This is a genomic window from Flavobacterium daejeonense DSM 17708, assembly GCF_000425425.1.
In the GTDB taxonomy this organism is placed as follows: domain Bacteria; phylum Bacteroidota; class Bacteroidia; order Flavobacteriales; family Flavobacteriaceae; genus Flavobacterium; species Flavobacterium daejeonense.
In genome coordinates this window covers 67,256-84,388 of sequence record NZ_AUDK01000005.1, presented here as the reverse complement: position 1 = coordinate 84,388, position 17,133 = coordinate 67,256, and the positions used below count along the sequence as shown (strand labels likewise).

Genomic DNA, 17,133 nt, shown 5'->3' with positions numbered 1-17,133 from the left:
ATTGTTTAACTGCTAAATAATTCCAACAACACAAGTTACAAAAAATAGTTTAGCAATAAAAAAAAGCCTGAGTCAAAGACTCAGGCTTTTGGAATTATTTAACAATAATTAAATATTATTTCACCAATAATTTATGTGATGGCGCAAACTTAGTTAAGTTGATTCCGTCAACAGCAGTTGTATATTCTTCTATAGTTGGAGTTCTACCTAAAATTGTAGAAAGAACTACAACCGGAGTTGAAGACAATAAAGATTCTCCTTTTTTCTCAGCTGAATCCTCAACCACACGTCCCTGGAATAAACGTGTAGAAGTTGCCATTACCGTATCTCCTTTAGACGCTTTTTCCTGGTTACCCATACAAAGGTTACAACCCGGACGCTCTAAGTATAACATATTTTCGTACTCTGTACGTGCAGCTCCTTTTGGTGCGTTATCATCAAATTCAAATCCTGAATATCTTTGCAACACTTCCCAGTCACCTTCTGCTTTTAATTCATCAACGATATTATACGTTGGAGGAGCAACCACTAACGGAGCATTAAATTTCACTTCTCCTTTTTGCGCTTCTACATTTTTAAGCATTTGCGCTAAAATTTTCATATCACCTTTGTGTACCATACAAGAACCGATAAATCCTAAGTCTACTTTTTTAGTACCCCCATAGAAAGAAAGCGGTCTGATAGTATCGTGCGTATAACGTTTAGAGACATCTGCATTATTTACATCCGGGTCAGCAATCATTGGCTCAGCAATAACATCTAGGTCAACCACTACTTCAGCGTAATATTTAGCGTTAGCGTCCGGAGTAAGTGCTGGTTTTTCACCTGAACGAATTTCAGCAATACGCTTATCTGCTTTTTCAATTAAACCTTTTAATACTTCTTTAGCATTATCCATACCTTTATCAATCATGATTTGGATTCTGCCTTTAGCAATTTCTAAAGATTCGATTAAAGTTTCATCTTCCGAAATACAGATAGATGCTTTTGCTTTCATTTCTGCAGTCCAGTCAGTAAATGTAAAGGCTTGGTCAGCCGTTAATGTACCAATGTGAACTTCGATAATTCTTCCTTGGAAAACATTTTCACCTCCAAATTGCTTCAACATTTGTTGTTGTGTAGCATGAACCACATCTCGGAAATCCATATATGATTTCATATCTCCTTTGAAAGTTACTTTTACAGACTCTGGAATTGGCATTGAAGCCTCACCTGTTGCTAAAGCTAGAGCTACAGTTCCTGAATCCGCTCCAAAAGCAACCCCTTTTGACATACGGGTATGAGAGTCACCACCAATAATGATAGCCCACTCATCGATAGTAATATCATTTAATACTTTATGGATAACATCGGTCATTGAGTGATACACTCCTTTAGGGTCACGAGCCGTAATCAATCCGAAATCGTTCATAAATTTCATCAATTTAGGAATGTTAGCCTGTGCTTTTTTATCCCAAACTGAAGCAGTGTGACATCCTGATTGGTAAGCACCGTCAACGATTGGAGAAATCGTAGTTGCAGCCATTGATTCTAACTCCTGAGCTGTCATCAATCCGGTTGTATCCTGAGAACCTACAATGTTCACTTCCACACGAACATCAGATCCTGCGTGTAATACTTTACCCGGAGTCGTTCCTACTGCATTTCTGTTGAAAATTTTCTCAACAGCAGTAAGACCTTGCCCTTCATGAGAAACCTCTTTTGAAGGAGCAAACACTACCGGAGCCTGAACTCCTAATGTTTGTGCAGCAAACGTTTGGATTTTTTTACCAAATACAATGGCATAAGACCCACCCGCTTTGATGAATTCCATTTTTTGAGGAGTAAAAGATCTTGAAATATCAATTAACTCTTGGTCTCCGTTATATAATTTTTTTGCTTTGGTGTTGATGGTTAAAACCGTACCAGTTGCAACAGAATACGCTTGTTCTAAAACAGGTTCTCCGTTTTCGTCACGCACTAAATTTCCTTCAGCATCGGTTTTCTTAACCCAGTTTTTCAAATCGATTCCGATACCACCCGTTACATCAACCGTAGTTAAGAAGATTGGCGAAATACCGTTTGTTCCGGCAACAATTGGAGCAATATTTACGAAAGGAACGTAAGGACTTGCTTGTTTACCAGTCCAAAGTGCTACGTTGTTTACCCCTGACATACGAGAAGAACCAACTCCCATAGTACCTTTTTCAGCAATTAACATTACCGATTTATCAGGATGTTGAGTCTGTAATGCTTTAATTTCAGCCTGAGCTTCAGGAGTAATCATACATTTTCCGTGCAACTCACGGTCAGAACGAGAGTGTGCCTGATTTCCCGGAGAAAGTAAGTCTGTAGAAATATCTCCTTCACCAGCAATAAAAGTAACTACTTTAATTTCTTCAGCTACTTCAGGAAGTTTGGTAAAGAATTCTGCTTTAGCATAACTTTCTAAAATGTCTTTTGCAATAGCATTTCCGTTTTCGAAAGCCGCTTTTAAACGAGCTGTATCTGCTTCGTATAAAAAAACTTGTGTTTTTAAAACTTCTGCAGCTTGTTTTGCGATAGCCCCATCATTTCCTAAAGCTAAATCTAACAATACTTCGATTGAAGGTCCACCTTTCATGTGAGACAACAATTCAAAAGCAAAAGCAGGAGTAATTTCAGCAACATCAGCTTCTCCTAAAATGATTTCTTTTAAAAATTTCGCCTTAACTCCGGCAGCTGGCGTAGTTCCGGGCAATGTATTGTAAATAAAGAATTTTAAAGAATCTTCTCTATTTGCATTGTTTTCATCTTTAATTTGCGCAATGATTTCGCTTAATAATTCAGCACCATCAATTGGCTTTGGGTGAAGACCCTGACTTTTTCTTTCTTCGATCTCCTGGATGTAATCGTTATAAATGTTCATAATTGAAATATTTCAATGTTTCCGCCAAATCACTTTGATTTCATTCAAAACAAAAGGCCTTAATATTAAGTATTTTTTTTGTGATGCAAATTTAGCTATTTAAGCCGAGATTAAAAAAAAATTTAATTCTCTGCAATTTCAGAAAGATTTTTTATTGAAAAATCCACCTTCAACGCGATTTAAATTAAGAAAAACGGGGTTTTTTACCATTTTTTATAAACAATCAATAAACAGTCAAATTATTTTCTAACAAACTTAAAATATGTTGTTATATAGAAGACATTATTTTTTGTCAAAAGTCGTAATTTCAGCAAGCCTTACACTAGTTTCGCAATAATCATTTCTTCTGTAATTCCCTCCGCATCAGCCTTATAATTTTTTATAATCCGATGTCTCAACACCGAAGTCGCGACAGCAATTACATCTTCAATATCCGGCGAAAATTTACCATGAAAAGCCGCATGCGCTTTGGCTGCCAAAATTAAATTTTGCGAAGCTCTCGGACCAGCTCCCCAATCCAAATAATTTTTAACAAAATCGGTCGACAAACTACTATCCGGACGGGTTTTACTCACCAAAGTCACCGCATATTCCACCACATTATCAGCTACCGGAATTCGGCGAATTAAATGCTGAAAACCAATAATTTCCTGAGCCGTAAACAAAGGGTTTATTTTTTGATTTTCATCAGAAGTAGTTCTTTTCACCACCTGAACTTCTTCTTCAAAAGAAGGATAAGCTAATTTTACCGCAAACATAAAACGATCCAACTGCGCTTCCGGCAACGGATAAGTACCTTCCTGCTCGATTGGATTTTGAGTAGCCAGAACAAAATAAGGCAAGTCTAATTTATGATTCACGCCGGCTATAGTTACCGAACGTTCCTGCATCGCTTCCAATAAAGCTGCCTGCGTTTTAGGCGGAGTTCGGTTTATTTCATCTGCCAAAATTATATTCGAAAAAACCGGTCCTTTTACAAATTTAAACTGCCGATTTTCATCCAGGATTTCACTTCCCAAAATATCCGAAGGCATCAAATCGGGTGTAAACTGTATTCTTTTAAAATGCAATCCCAAAGCTTCTGAAATCGTATTTACCATCAATGTTTTGGCCAATCCCGGAACCCCTATTAACAAAGCATGACCTCCTGAAAAAACACACAACAACAATTGATCGATAACTTCTTCCTGACCTACAATTTTTTTTGCAATTTCGTTTTTTAATTCAATTCGCTTTTGGACTAAATTATGTATTGCCGCAACATCAGACATTTTAAACTATTTTAAATTAAAAAAGAGCTAACTCTATAATTTCATAAAGCTAACTCTTTTTATTTATTTTGAACAAATTATTTTTTTAACCAATTATTGGTAAAATCACAATCTCTGTACTCTCCAACAATTTTAATATACGTTTCTTTAATTTTTTCATCAAACCATTTTCCGATAGCTTTGATTTGCTTTTCTTTTAATGCCAAATCTTTAATTTTCACATAATCCTGAGCATAATCGGCAGTATGTTCATTTATCCGGTTAGTTACCGTGATAATTTTATACTCTTTTTTTCCTGATTTTGTTTCATCCAAAATTGGCATTGAAATTTCATTATCTTTCAAATTAGAAACCTGAGAATACAAAGTTGGATCCATTTTTGTCAATTCAAAACGAGTATCCTGCGTTTCCGGATTAATCAAAATTCCTCCGTTCGCTCTGGTTTCTTTTTGATCCGACATGGTTCGGGCAGCATCCGCAAAAGAAATTTCTTTATCCATAATACGCTTTCTGATCAATGTAATTTTCTCTTTTGCCTCTTCCAGAGCTTCTTTTGTCACTGTAGGTGTCAACAAAATGTGACGTAACTCCAACTCCTGACCTTTGATTTTTTCTAAATATATAATATGAAAACCGTATTCTGTTTCAAAAGGGGCCGAAATTTCCCCTTCTTCCAAGCTAAAAGCTACATCTTTAAATTCTTTTACAAAAGGTGTTTTTCGGGTCATTTTATAAAATCCTCCACTGGATCTTGAACCCGGATCCTGAGAATACAAAACGGCTTTTGTAGCAAAACTGGAACCTTCCTGAATGTCTTTTTTAAATCCATTCAAGCGGTCAATTACTTTTTGTTTTTCAGCCTGAGTGATTTTTGGATCCACAACAATTTGCGCTACTTCCATTTCTGCACCAAAAACCGGCAATTCATCTTTTGGCAATTTCTTGAAAAAATTACGAACCTCTTCTGGTGTAATTTCTACTTCGTCCACAATCTTTTTTTGCATTTCTGAAGTCAACTTATTCTCTTTTAAAATATCAAAGAAATAACTTCTGAATTCTTCTTCCGAATCCTTTTTATAGTATTTCACCACTTTATCCATCGTCCCTAATTGCTGAATCATGTAATTCAAACGTTCGTCCATCATGGATTTAATCTCAGCATCCGTTACCTTTACACTATCCTGAATTGCCTGATGCGCATATAATTTATCTTCCAACAGTTTTCCTAACATCTGACATCTAGTAATGTCTTTGACAGAACCTCCCTGACTTGAAATTTCCAAATAAGCCTTATCAATATCCGAATCCAAAATAATATAATCTCCAACAGTAGCAATTACACCATCTACTTTTTGTCTTTTTCCCGTTGGATTTTGTTTTCTTTCAGTTACTACAGCGCTGTCTTTTATTATTTCCTGAGCATTCATTGCTGTATTTAACAACATCACAACAAAAAACAGAAGTACATTCTTCATTTTTATAGATTTCATTCTTAAGGATTTTAAAGGCATTTCTTTACAGAATTTTATTTTCTTTAATTGGGTTTCAAATATAATTCTCCTAAAATTAGCACTGAGGGAAGATAACAACTTAAAAAGAATATTACTTGTATTTATTTTGATAAAAACGAACAAAAATAACAATTCAATTACATTATACAAGTATCCATTAGACTATTAACAAAAAATTATAGGCAAAAATACAACTTTAATCCATTAACTATTCGGTTTAAAAAAACTAAAAAACAAAGCACAAAACACCCGAAGCAACAACAAAAGTCCATTCTTAATTTATTTTCAAATCGCATATATAAATAGTACTTTTGCAAATTATTTACATTTACTATGAGCTTTTTAAAAGAAATACAACGAAGAAGAACCTTTGGAATCATCTCACACCCTGATGCCGGAAAAACAACACTAACTGAAAAATTATTGCTTTTTGGTGGAGCAATTCAGGAAGCCGGGGCTGTAAAAAACAACAAAATTAAAAAAGGAGCCACTTCCGACTTTATGGAAATTGAACGTCAGAGAGGAATCTCGGTTTCGACCTCAGTCTTAGCCTTTAATTATAAAGATAAAAAAATCAACATCCTGGATACTCCGGGACACAAGGATTTTGCCGAAGACACTTTTAGAACTTTAACTGCAGTTGATAGTGTAATTGTGGTAATTGACGTTGCAAAAGGAGTTGAGGAACAAACTGAAAAATTAGTTGCGGTTTGTAGAATGCGTAATATTCCGATGATTGTTTTCATCAACAAATTAGACCGCGAAGGACATGATGCATTCGACCTAATGGACGAAGTGGAACAAAAATTAGGTCTGACAGTAACTCCGCTGAGTTTCCCAATTGGAATGGGTTATGATTTCCAGGGAATTTATAATCTTTGGGAGAAAAACATCAATCTATTTAGCGGTGACAGCCGTAAAAACATAGAAGAAACGATTGCTTTTTCGGATGTTCAAAATCCAGAATTAGAAAAAATTATTGGCCAAAAACCAGCAGACCGTTTAAGAGAAGAATTGGAATTAATTGATGAAGTTTATCCAAAATTCAGCCAACAGGATTACCTGGAAGGAAAACTACAACCGGTATTCTTTGGTTCGGCATTAAACAATTTTGGAGTTAGAGAATTGTTAGATTGCTTTATCAACATTGCTCCTGCTCCCAGAATTAAAGAATCCGACACGCGCCCTGTAAAACCGGAAGAAGAAAAATTATCCGGATTTGTTTTTAAAATCCATGCTAATATGGATCCAAAACACCGTGACCGTTTGGCTTTTATCAAAATTGTTTCCGGAACTTTTGAAAGAAACAAACCGTATTACCATGTTCGCCAAAAGAAAAACTTAAAATTCTCCAGTCCAAATGCCTTTTTTGCAGAGAAAAAGGAAATCGTTGATATTTCCTATCCGGGGGACATTGTGGGACTTCACGATACCGGAAATTTTAAAATTGGAGATACTTTAACCGAAGGTGAAACCATGAATTTCAAAGGAATTCCAAGTTTCTCTCCGGAACACTTTAGATACATTAATAATGCTGACCCAATGAAGTCCAAACAATTGGACAAAGGTGTAGACCAATTAATGGATGAAGGTGTGGCGCAGCTTTTTACTTTAGAAATGAACAACCGAAAAGTAATTGGTACTGTAGGAGCACTTCAATACGAAGTAATCCAATACCGTTTAGAGCACGAATACGGAGCAAAATGTACTTATGAGAACTTCCCGGTTCACAAAGCTTGTTGGGTAAAACCGGATGACCCAAAAAACGAAGAATTCAAAGAATTTAAGCGTATCAAACAAAAATTCCTTGCTAAAGACAAATACGATCAGTTGGTTTTCCTGGCTGATTCTGATTTTACTATCCAAATGACACAAAGCAAATATCCAAGTGTCAAATTGTATTTTACTTCTGAATTAGACTAAAAAGTCTAACTTTTATAAAGCAAAACGTCCCGTCCCGATAGCTATCGGGACGGGACGTTTTTTATTGGTACTATATTGTAATTTTATGATACTGCTGTTTCGTAATTCACTACTTTTTTCAAAAAAGCTTTAATTAACAAACGATTAGGAGCAATACCCGAGGTGATAATAGATTTCTTAGCATTTGTTCCTTCAGTATCTATGGTTGAATTAGGATCTTGTTTGGTACCCATAAACCATTGTGCAAACTCCAAATTCGAAGCAGCTCTTGAACTTTCTGCTTTTTCGCTTGTAACTGTTCCGTTTCCACTAATTTCTATTACCGAACCAGTTTGAGACTGACTATGCCCTGAAAATGAACACATTATAACCACCATAAAAACAACAGGTAAAATCCAGTTAGTATGGTTGTTATATGCTTTTGAATTGTTCATGACTTTTGTTTCTTTATTATTATGAAACAAATCTATAGCAATAGAAAAGCAGTAAAAAAAAATTTCGACAAACTACTTTAAAACTCGTTTAGAAACTAAAAAGAAACACTAAACCATAAAAAAACTCCCAAAAGGAGCCTTAATTCTATTTTTATGCCTGACCGGCAGGACCAAAATTAAGTGGTATCGGAGCTGGTTCAGTATCTTTTATCTCACCATGAGCATGCTCAAAACGATGAATATTATCGCCCAATGCTTTTAACAATCGTTTCGCATGTTGCGGCGTTAAAACAATTCTGGATTTCACCTTAGCCTTTGGTACACCCGGCATAATGCTTACAAAATCCAAAACAAACTCTGAAGCTGAATGATTTATAATGGCCAAATTAGAATAAATCCCTTCGGCTGTTTTTTCGTCTAATTCAATATTAATTTGTTCTTGTTGTTCTTTCATATCAGATCTTTTTATAAAGTTAAAAATAAAAAAAATAGAAAGACTACACGAAGTAATCTTTCTATTTTTTGATTCAAAGTATATTATTTATTAATAAATATATTCTTCTTTGTTCGCCATCATATCGTTGTAATCTTCTTTAGAACCTACAATAGCATTATCGTATTCTCTCATACCTGTACCAGCAGGGATTCTGTGTCCTACGATAACATTTTCTTTCAATCCTTCTAAAAGATCTACTTTACCAGCAACAGCAGCCTCATTTAATACTTTTGTTGTTTCCTGGAACGATGCAGCAGAGATAAATGATTTCGTTTGAAGCGAAGCTCTTGTAATACCTTGTAATACCGGAGTTGCAGTAGCAGTAACCACATCACGGGCAATTACTAAGTTTTTATCAGAACGTTTCAATAAAGAGTTCTCGTCTCTCAACTGACGTGGAGTAACGATTTGACCTTCTTTTAAGTTAGAAGAATCTCCGGCGTCCTCAACCACTTTCATTCCGTACAATTTATCGTTTTCAAGGATAAAATCTTTTGTATGGATCAATTGATCTTCTAAGAATAATGTATCTCCCGGATCCTGAACCTGAACCTTACGCATCATTTGACGTATAACCACCTCAAAATGTTTATCGTTGATTTTTACCCCTTGTAAACGGTAAACCTCTTGAATTTCATTTACCAAGTACTGTTGAACAGCAGATGGACCTTGAATTCTCAAGATATCGTCCGGAGTAATCGCTCCGTCGGATAATGGAGAACCTGCTCTTACGAAGTCATTTTCCTGAACAAGGATCTGACTTGATAATTTCACCAAGTATTTCTTGATCTCACCAAACTTAGATTCGATGATAATCTCACGGTTACCACGTTTGATTTTACCAAAAGAAACAACTCCGTCAATTTCAGAAACCACAGCTGGATTAGAAGGATTACGAGCCTCAAGAAGCTCCGTAATTCTTGGTAAACCTCCCGTGATATCCCCAGATTTAGAAGAACGACGAGGAATTTTAACTAAAACTTTACCAGCTTTAATTTTCTCACCATTTTCTACCATAAGGTGAGCACCTACGGGTAAGTTGTAAGAACGGATTAATTCTCCATCATTACCATAAACTAATAAAGTAGGAATTAATTTTTTATTTCTGGCTTCAGAGATTACTTTTTCCTGGAATCCTGTTTGCTCATCGATTTCAACCATGAACGTTTGTCCTTGCTCTAAATCTTCGTAAGCAATTTTTCCTGTAAATTCAGAAACAATTACCCCGTTATATGGATCCCATTTACAGATAACCTCTCCTTTTCCAATAGAATCTCCGTCTTTCACGTAAATACTAGATCCGTAAGGAATGTTATGCGTATTTAATACAATACCAGTTTTCTCATCAACCAATTTCAATTCAGTAGAACGCGAAATAACGATATCCACTTCATTTCCTTCGTTATCTTCTCCTTTAACTGTTTTCAAGTCTTCTACTTCAAGTCTTCCAGGGAATTTAGCAATAATGCTAGACTCTTCAGAAATACCTCCGGCAACCCCTCCAACGTGGAACGTACGAAGTGTTAACTGTGTACCAGGCTCTCCAATTGACTGTGCAGCAATTACACCTACAGCCTCACCTCTTTGAGTCATCTTTCCGGTAGCCAAGTTACGTCCGTAACACTTAGCACAAATTCCTTTTAATGCCTCACATGTTAATGGAGAACGTACTTCAACGCTCTCTAATGGAGAAGCTTCGATAGCTTTAACCACTGATTCAGTGATTTGCTCACCCGAAGCAACAATTACTTCATTAGTTAATGGATTAATTACATCTTGTAATGCAACACGTCCTAAGATTCTTTCTCCTAATGATTCAACGATTTCTTCATTCTTTTTCAATGCAGCAACTTCAACACCTCTAAGAGTACCACAATCCTCAATGTTAACAATAACATCCTGAGAAACGTCATGTAAACGACGTGTTAAGTAACCAGCATCAGCCGTTTTAAGAGCCGTATCCGCAAGACCTTTACGAGCACCGTGAGTAGAGATAAAGTACTCAAGGATTGAAAGACCTTCCTTAAAGTTAGAAAGAATCGGGTTTTCAATAATTTCACCACCACCAGCAGTCGATTTTTTAGGCTTAGCCATCAAACCACGCATACCGGTTAACTGACGAATCTGTTCTTTAGATCCACGAGCTCCGGAATCAAGCATCATATACACAGAGTTGAATCCTTGTTGGTCTTCTCTAATGTTTTTCATCGCTAACTCTGTCAATTGAGCATTGGCAGAAGTCCATACGTCAATTACCTGATTATAACGTTCGTTATTAGTAATAAGACCCATGTTATAGTTCATAGAAATTCCTTCTACTTGCTCTCTCGCATCAGCAATCAATTGTGTTTTTTGCTCTGGAATTCTAATATCACCTAATGAGAAAGATAATCCTCCGCGGAAAGCGAATTTATATCCCATATCTTTCATGTTATCCAAGAAAGCAGCCGTTTCAGGCACACTTGTTGAATTTAATACGTGACCGATAATATCTCTTAAGTTTTTCTTAGTTAATACCTCATTGATATATCCTGCCGCTGGTGGTACTACTTCGTTAAATAATACACGTCCTGCAGTTGTTTGGATAATTTTGTATACTAATTCTCCTTCTTCATTCAAATCTTTTGCTCTGATTTTCACACGAGCATTCAATTCTAATCTTCCTTCGTTTAATGCGATGTTTACTTCCTCAGCAGAGTAGAAAGTCAATCCTTCACCTAAAATTTTTTTCTCTGGAGTAGACAAACGCTCTTTAGTCATATAATACAGACCCAAAACCATGTCCTGAGATGGTACTGTAATAGGCGCTCCATTTGCAGGGTTCAGGATGTTATGAGAAGCAAGCATTAATAATTGCGCTTCAAGGATTGCTTCTGGCCCTAATGGCAAGTGAACCGCCATCTGGTCACCATCGAAATCCGCGTTGAAAGCCGTACACGTTAATGGGTGTAATTGGATCGCTTTTCCTTCAATTAATTTTGGTTGGAAAGCCTGGATACCCAAACGGTGCAAAGTAGGAGCACGGTTCAGTAATACTGGGTGTCCTTTGATTACGTTTTCAAGAATATCCCAAACTACCGGCTCTTTTTTATCAATGATTTTCTTAGCCGACTTCACTGTTTTTACAATTCCTCTTTCAATCAATTTACGGATTACAAAAGGTTTATACAATTCAGCAGCCATATCTTTTGGAAGACCACACTCATACATTTTTAACTCAGGCCCAACAACAATTACCGAACGAGCAGAATAATCCACACGTTTTCCTAATAAGTTTTGACGGAAACGTCCTTGTTTACCTTTTAACGAGTCCGATAATGATTTTAAAGGTCTGTTTGATTCTGTTTTAACAGCAGAAGCTTTACGAGTGTTATCGAATAATGAATCTACCGATTCCTGTAACATACGTTTTTCGTTTCTTAAGATTACTTCAGGAGCTTTAATCTCCATTAATCTTTTCAAACGGTTGTTACGGATAATTACACGACGGTATAAATCATTCAAATCTGAAGTTGCAAAACGACCTCCATCAAGTGGCACTAACGGACGTAATTCTGGTGGAATAACAGGAACCACTTTCATAATCATCCATTCCGGACGGTTTTCGCGGTTTTCGTTAGACTCACGGAAAGATTCCACAACTTGTAATCTTTTTAAAGCTTCCGTTTTACGTTGTTTAGATGTTTCGTTGTTAGCACTGTGTCTTAACTCATAGGATAATGCATCTAAGTCAATTCGGGCTAACAAATCCATAATACACTCTGCTCCCATTTTGGCAACAAATTTATTAGGATCAAAATCATCTAAATATTGGTTATCCTGAGGAAGTGTATCTAAGATATTCAAATACTCTTCTTCAGTTAAGAAATCTAATCTTTGTAATGATTCACCATCAGCATTTTTAGCAATACCTGGTTGAATTACTACATATCTTTCATAATAGATAATCATGTCTAATTTCTTAGACGGAAGACCTAGAATGTATCCAATTTTATTTGGAAGAGAACGGAAATACCAAATGTGAGCAATTGGCACCACCAAGTTGATGTGACCCACTCTGTCTCTACGCACTTTTTTCTCCGTAACTTCAACCCCGCATCGGTCACAAATGATTCCTTTATAACGGATTCTTTTGTATTTACCACAAGCACACTCAAAATCTTTTACCGGACCGAAAATACGCTCACAGAAAAGACCGTCACGTTCTGGTTTGTGCGTTCTATAATTGATAGTTTCAGGCTTCAACACCTCACCTCTTGATTCTTTCAAGATAGACTCAGGAGAAGCTAATCCTATCGAAATTTTGTCAAACCTTTTTACTTGGTTTTTCTCTTTATTGTTTCTATTATTCATCATAGTTTTTACTATTGATTTATTTGCAATTAAAAATTGATTTTGGTTCTTGAGTTTCAAAAACCACTACCTCGAATTACTTCTCTAAACTTTAACCTCTCAATCAAAGTGCTAGTTATACAACCTAAAGATTATATAAAAAATCGGAACGGTTTACGGGTATAAATCTTGAAAACTAATTTAAAAGTGTTCAGTGTTTGGTCACAACATGCAACCAAACACTGTTCACTGAATACTATTCTTCTAATCTAATGTCTAATCCAAGACCTTTCAATTCATGCATCAATACATTGAATGATTCAGGTAATCCTGGCTCTGGCATTGTTTCACCTTTTACAATAGCTTCGTAAGTTTTAGCTCTACCAATTACGTCATCAGACTTCACTGTTAAGATTTCTCTAAGTGTACTAGAAGCACCATAAGCCTCCAATGCCCAAACCTCCATCTCTCCAAAACGCTGACCTCCAAATTGAGCTTTACCTCCAAGTGGTTGTTGTGTAATCAACGAGTATGGACCGATAGAACGTGCGTGCATCTTATCGTCAACCATGTGTCCTAATTTCAACATATAGATAACCCCTACTGTTGCTGGCTGGTGGAAACGCTCTCCAGTACCTCCGTCATATAAATAAGTATGACCGAATCTTGGAATTCCAGCTTCATCAGTTAAAGCATTAATCTGATCTAAAGTAGCTCCGTCAAAAATTGGAGTAGCATATTTTCTACCTAATTTTTGCCCAGCCCATCCAAGAACCGTTTCGTAAATCTGACCAATGTTCATACGTGAAGGTACCCCAAGTGGGTTCAATACAATATCAACTGGTGTTCCGTCTTCCAAGAAAGGCATATCTTCATGACGAACGATACGAGCAACAATACCTTTGTTACCGTGACGTCCCGCCATCTTATCCCCTACTTTCAACTTACGTTTCTTAGCAATGTAAACTTTAGCTAATTTCAAAATTCCTGATGGTAATTCATCTCCAACAGTAATAGTGAATTTCTCTCTTCTTAAAGCTCCTTGTAAATCGTTCAACTTAATTTTATAGTTATGAATCAAATCATTAACTAATTTATTAGTTGCATCATCAGCTACCCATTGACCTTTGCTTAAGTGAGCAAAATCTTCAACAGCGTAAAGCATTTTTTGAGTATATTTTTTACCTTTTGGTAAAACTTCTTCACCCAAATCGTTCATTACACCTTGTGATGTTTTTCCGTTTACGATTAAGAAAAGTTTCTCAATTAATCTATCTTTTAACTCTGTAAATTTAACTTCGAACTCCATTTCTAACGCTCCTAAAGCATCTTTATCCTGAGTACGTTTACGTTTATCTTTTACAGCTCTTGCAAATAATTTTTTGTCTAAAACTACACCATGTAAAGACGGAGAAGCTTTCAATGAAGCATCTTTTACATCACCCGCTTTATCACCGAAGATTGCTCTTAACAATTTCTCTTCCGGAGTTGGATCTGATTCTCCTTTTGGTGTAATTTTTCCGATAAGAATATCACCAGGTTTTACCTCGGCACCAATTCTAATCATACCATTTTCATCTAAGTCTTTAGTAGCCTCTTCAGAAACGTTTGGAATATCATTCGTTAATTCTTCGTTACCTAATTTTGTATCACGAACTTCTAATGAATAATCATCAACGTGGATAGAAGTAAAGATATCATCACGAACTACTTTTTCAGAAATCACAATCGCATCCTCGAAGTTATACCCTTTCCATGGCATGAACGCAACTTTTAAGTTTCTACCTAAAGCTAATTCACCATTTTCAGTAGCATAACCTTCTGATAATACTTGACCAGGAATTACTCTGTCACCTTTTCTTACGATAGGTTTCAGGTTGATACTTGTTCCCTGATTTGTTTTTCTGAATTTAATTAAGTTATATGTTTTCTCATCAGCATCAAAACTTACCATTCTTTCTTCTTCAGAACGATCGTATTTGATAGTAATGATATTCGCATCTACATATTCTACAGTACCGTGTCCTTCAGCGTTGATTAACACTCTGGAATCAGAGGCAACCTGACGCTCTAAACCAGTACCTACAATTGGAGCTTCAGGACGAATCAATGGAACGGCCTGACGCATCATGTTCGATCCCATCAACGCACGGTTCGCATCATCATGCTCCAAGAAAGGAATTAAAGATGCAGAAATCGATGCAATTTGGTTAGGAGCAACGTCTGTATAATGTACTTTAGAAGGATCAACAACCGGGAAATCACCTTCTTCACGTGCAATTACATTTTCAGCAGTAATTTTTCCTGAATCTTCCATCTCGATGTTTGCCTGAGCAATTAACATCCCTTCTTCTTCTTCAGCACTTAAATATTTAGGTTCAGAAACTAAATCAACTACACCGTCTGTAACTTTACGGTAAGGAGTTTCGATGAATCCCATTCCGTTTACCTTAGCATAAACCCCAAGAGAAGAAATCAAACCAATGTTTGGTCCCTCTGGTGTTTCAATAGGACATAAACGTCCGTAGTGCGTATAGTGAACGTCACGAACCTCAAATCCGGCTCTTTCTCTCGAAAGTCCACCTGGTCCAAGTGCAGATAATCTACGTTTGTGCGTAATCTCAGCCAGAGGATTCGTTTGATCCATAAATTGAGATAACTGATTAGTACCAAAGAAAGAGTTGATAACTGATGATAATGTTTTCGCATTAATCAAATCAATAGGTGTAAACACCTCGTTATCTCTAACGTTCATTCTCTCACGAATAGTTCTGGCCATACGTGCTAAACCAACACCGAATTGTTGAGACAATTGTTCACCAACTGTTCTCACACGACGGTTTGATAAGTGGTCAATATCATCAATATCCGCTTTCGCGTTAATCAACTCAATTAAATACTTAACGATAGTAATGATATCTTCTTTGGTCAAAACTTGTTTGTCCATAGGGATATCAAGACTTAATTTTTTGTTCATTCTGTAACGACCTACTTCACCTAAGTTGTAACGTTGGTCAGAGAAGAACAATTTATCTATAATACCACGAGCAGTCTCCTCATCAGGCGGTTCAGCGTTACGCAACTGACGGTAGATGTGCTCTACAGCTTCTTTTTCAGAGTTTGTTGGATCTTTTTGTAACGTATTGTGGATAATTGCATAATCTGCCTGATTAGCATCCTCTTTGTGTAACAAAATAGATTTAACGTTAGAATCGATGATTTCTTCCACATTATCTTTGTCGATAATTGTGTCACGATCAAGGATAATCTCGTTACGCTCGATAGAAACTACCTCTCCTGTATCCTCATCCACAAAATCCTCATGCCATGTATTCAAAACACGGGCAGCCAATTTTCTACCAATATATTTTTTAAGTCCTGTTTTAGAAACTTTAATTTCCTCTGCTAAGTCAAAGATTTCAAGGATATCTTTATCTCTTTCGAAACCAATAGCACGGAATAAAGTTGTTACAGGTAATTTTTTCTTTCTATCGATATAAGCATACATTACGCTGTTAATATCAGTAGAAAATTCAATCCAGGAACCTTTAAAAGGAATTACTCTGGCAGAATATAATTTTGTTCCATTAGCGTGGAATGATTGTCCGAAGAAAACCCCTGGAGATCTGTGCAATTGAGAAACAACTACACGTTCTGCACCATTAATAACAAAAGTACCACTTGGAGTCATATACGGTATTGTACCAAGATAAACGTCCTGAACAATAGTTTCAAAATCTTCGTGCTCCGGGTCTGTACAATAAAGTTTTAACCTTGCTTTTAAAGGCACACTGTGTGTTAACCCTCTTTCGATACATTCCTGAATGGTATAACGTGGTGGATCTACAAAATAATCCAGGAATTCCAATACAAAGTTATTTCGCGTATCTGTTATTGGAAAGTTTTCCATGAAGGTGTTGTATAAACCTTCGTTGCCTCTTTCGTCTGATTTAGTTTCTAATTGAAAAAAATCTTGAAAGGATTTCACCTGTACATCCAGAAAATCCGGATACTGAGGTATATTTTTCGTAGAGGCAAAATTCAATCTTTCAGTCTGATTTGTTATCATCAATGGACAAAATTTTGATTAAAAAAAGTAATTTATTTTTGTGTAAAACACACTGTTTAATGGATACTTTCTTTTTTATAATCAACACATCTTTAAAAATAATCCAAGTATCAGGCTATTTTTTTTCTTCGTGTTGATCAAAAACATTTTCGTATTTATAAACGAATATTTATAATAAAATTGGAACTATTTCATTATACGAAAAATGGT

At 36.1% G+C, this 17,133-nt stretch carries 8 protein-coding genes; 1 reads left to right on the top strand and 7 read right to left on the bottom strand.

Annotation, left to right across the window (positions count from 1 at the left end):
• Positions 1 to 115: 115 nt before the first annotated feature.
• From H599_RS0106075 to H599_RS0106065, 3 genes are all read right to left on the bottom strand, one after another.
• Complete coding sequence (locus H599_RS0106075; RefSeq protein ID WP_026713306.1) at positions 116 to 2,887, bottom strand: bifunctional aconitate hydratase 2/2-methylisocitrate dehydratase; 2,772 nt, start codon at positions 2,885 to 2,887, stop codon at positions 116 to 118.
• Between the two features lie 317 nt (positions 2,888 to 3,204).
• The gene (locus H599_RS0106070; RefSeq protein ID WP_026713305.1) at positions 3,205 to 4,158 is read right to left on the bottom strand and encodes an AAA family ATPase; all 954 of its coding nucleotides are present in this window, start codon (positions 4,156 to 4,158) and stop codon (positions 3,205 to 3,207) included.
• 77 nt (positions 4,159 to 4,235) lie between these two features.
• Positions 4,236 to 5,669, bottom strand: a complete 1,434-nt coding sequence (locus tag H599_RS0106065) for a peptidylprolyl isomerase (protein ID WP_026713304.1) — start codon at positions 5,667 to 5,669, stop codon at positions 4,236 to 4,238.
• A gap of 333 nt (positions 5,670 to 6,002) precedes the next feature.
• Between H599_RS0106065 and H599_RS0106060 the strand changes: the two genes are divergently transcribed.
• Complete coding sequence (locus H599_RS0106060; protein ID WP_026713303.1) at positions 6,003 to 7,592, top strand: peptide chain release factor 3; 1,590 nt, start codon at positions 6,003 to 6,005, stop codon at positions 7,590 to 7,592.
• 83 nt (positions 7,593 to 7,675) lie between these two features.
• Here the strand turns inward: H599_RS0106060 and H599_RS0106055 are convergent, their stop codons facing one another.
• From H599_RS0106055 to rpoB, 4 genes are all read right to left on the bottom strand, one after another.
• On the bottom strand, positions 7,676 to 8,026 hold the full coding sequence (locus H599_RS0106055; protein WP_026713302.1) for a hypothetical protein: 351 nt from the start codon (positions 8,024 to 8,026) through the stop codon (positions 7,676 to 7,678).
• 151 nt (positions 8,027 to 8,177) lie between these two features.
• On the bottom strand, positions 8,178 to 8,480 hold the full coding sequence (locus H599_RS0106050; RefSeq protein ID WP_035141243.1) for a DUF3467 domain-containing protein: 303 nt from the start codon (positions 8,478 to 8,480) through the stop codon (positions 8,178 to 8,180).
• Positions 8,481 to 8,570: 90 nt separating this feature from the next.
• Positions 8,571 to 12,878: a DNA-directed RNA polymerase subunit beta' gene (gene rpoC, locus H599_RS0106045; RefSeq protein ID WP_026713300.1), complete on the bottom strand. Its 4,308-nt coding sequence runs from the start codon at positions 12,876 to 12,878 to the stop codon at positions 8,571 to 8,573.
• Between the two features lie 232 nt (positions 12,879 to 13,110).
• Positions 13,111 to 16,923, bottom strand: coding sequence for a DNA-directed RNA polymerase subunit beta (gene rpoB / locus H599_RS0106040; RefSeq protein ID WP_026713299.1), 3,813 nt, complete (start codon positions 16,921 to 16,923; stop codon positions 13,111 to 13,113).
• Positions 16,924 to 17,133: the final 210 nt, after the last annotated feature.

Bases quoted from the DNA above. Each gene is read 5' to 3' on its own strand.
- H599_RS0106075 (WP_026713306.1), bottom strand. From the start codon at position 2,887: ATGAACATTTATAACGATTACATCCAGGAGATCGAAGAAAGAAAAAGT.
- H599_RS0106070 (WP_026713305.1), bottom strand. From the start codon at position 4,158: ATGTCTGATGTTGCGGCAATACATAATTTAGTCCAAAAGCGAATTGAA.
- H599_RS0106065 (WP_026713304.1), bottom strand. From the start codon at position 5,669: ATGCCTTTAAAATCCTTAAGAATGAAATCTATAAAAATGAAGAATGTA.
- H599_RS0106060 (WP_026713303.1), top strand. From the start codon at position 6,003: ATGAGCTTTTTAAAAGAAATACAACGAAGAAGAACCTTTGGAATCATC.
- H599_RS0106055 (WP_026713302.1), bottom strand. From the start codon at position 8,026: ATGAACAATTCAAAAGCATATAACAACCATACTAACTGGATTTTACCT.
- H599_RS0106050 (WP_035141243.1), bottom strand. From the start codon at position 8,480: ATGAAAGAACAACAAGAACAAATTAATATTGAATTAGACGAAAAAACA.
- rpoC (WP_026713300.1), bottom strand. From the start codon at position 12,878: ATGATGAATAATAGAAACAATAAAGAGAAAAACCAAGTAAAAAGGTTT.
- rpoB (WP_026713299.1), bottom strand. From the start codon at position 16,923: ATGATAACAAATCAGACTGAAAGATTGAATTTTGCCTCTACGAAAAAT.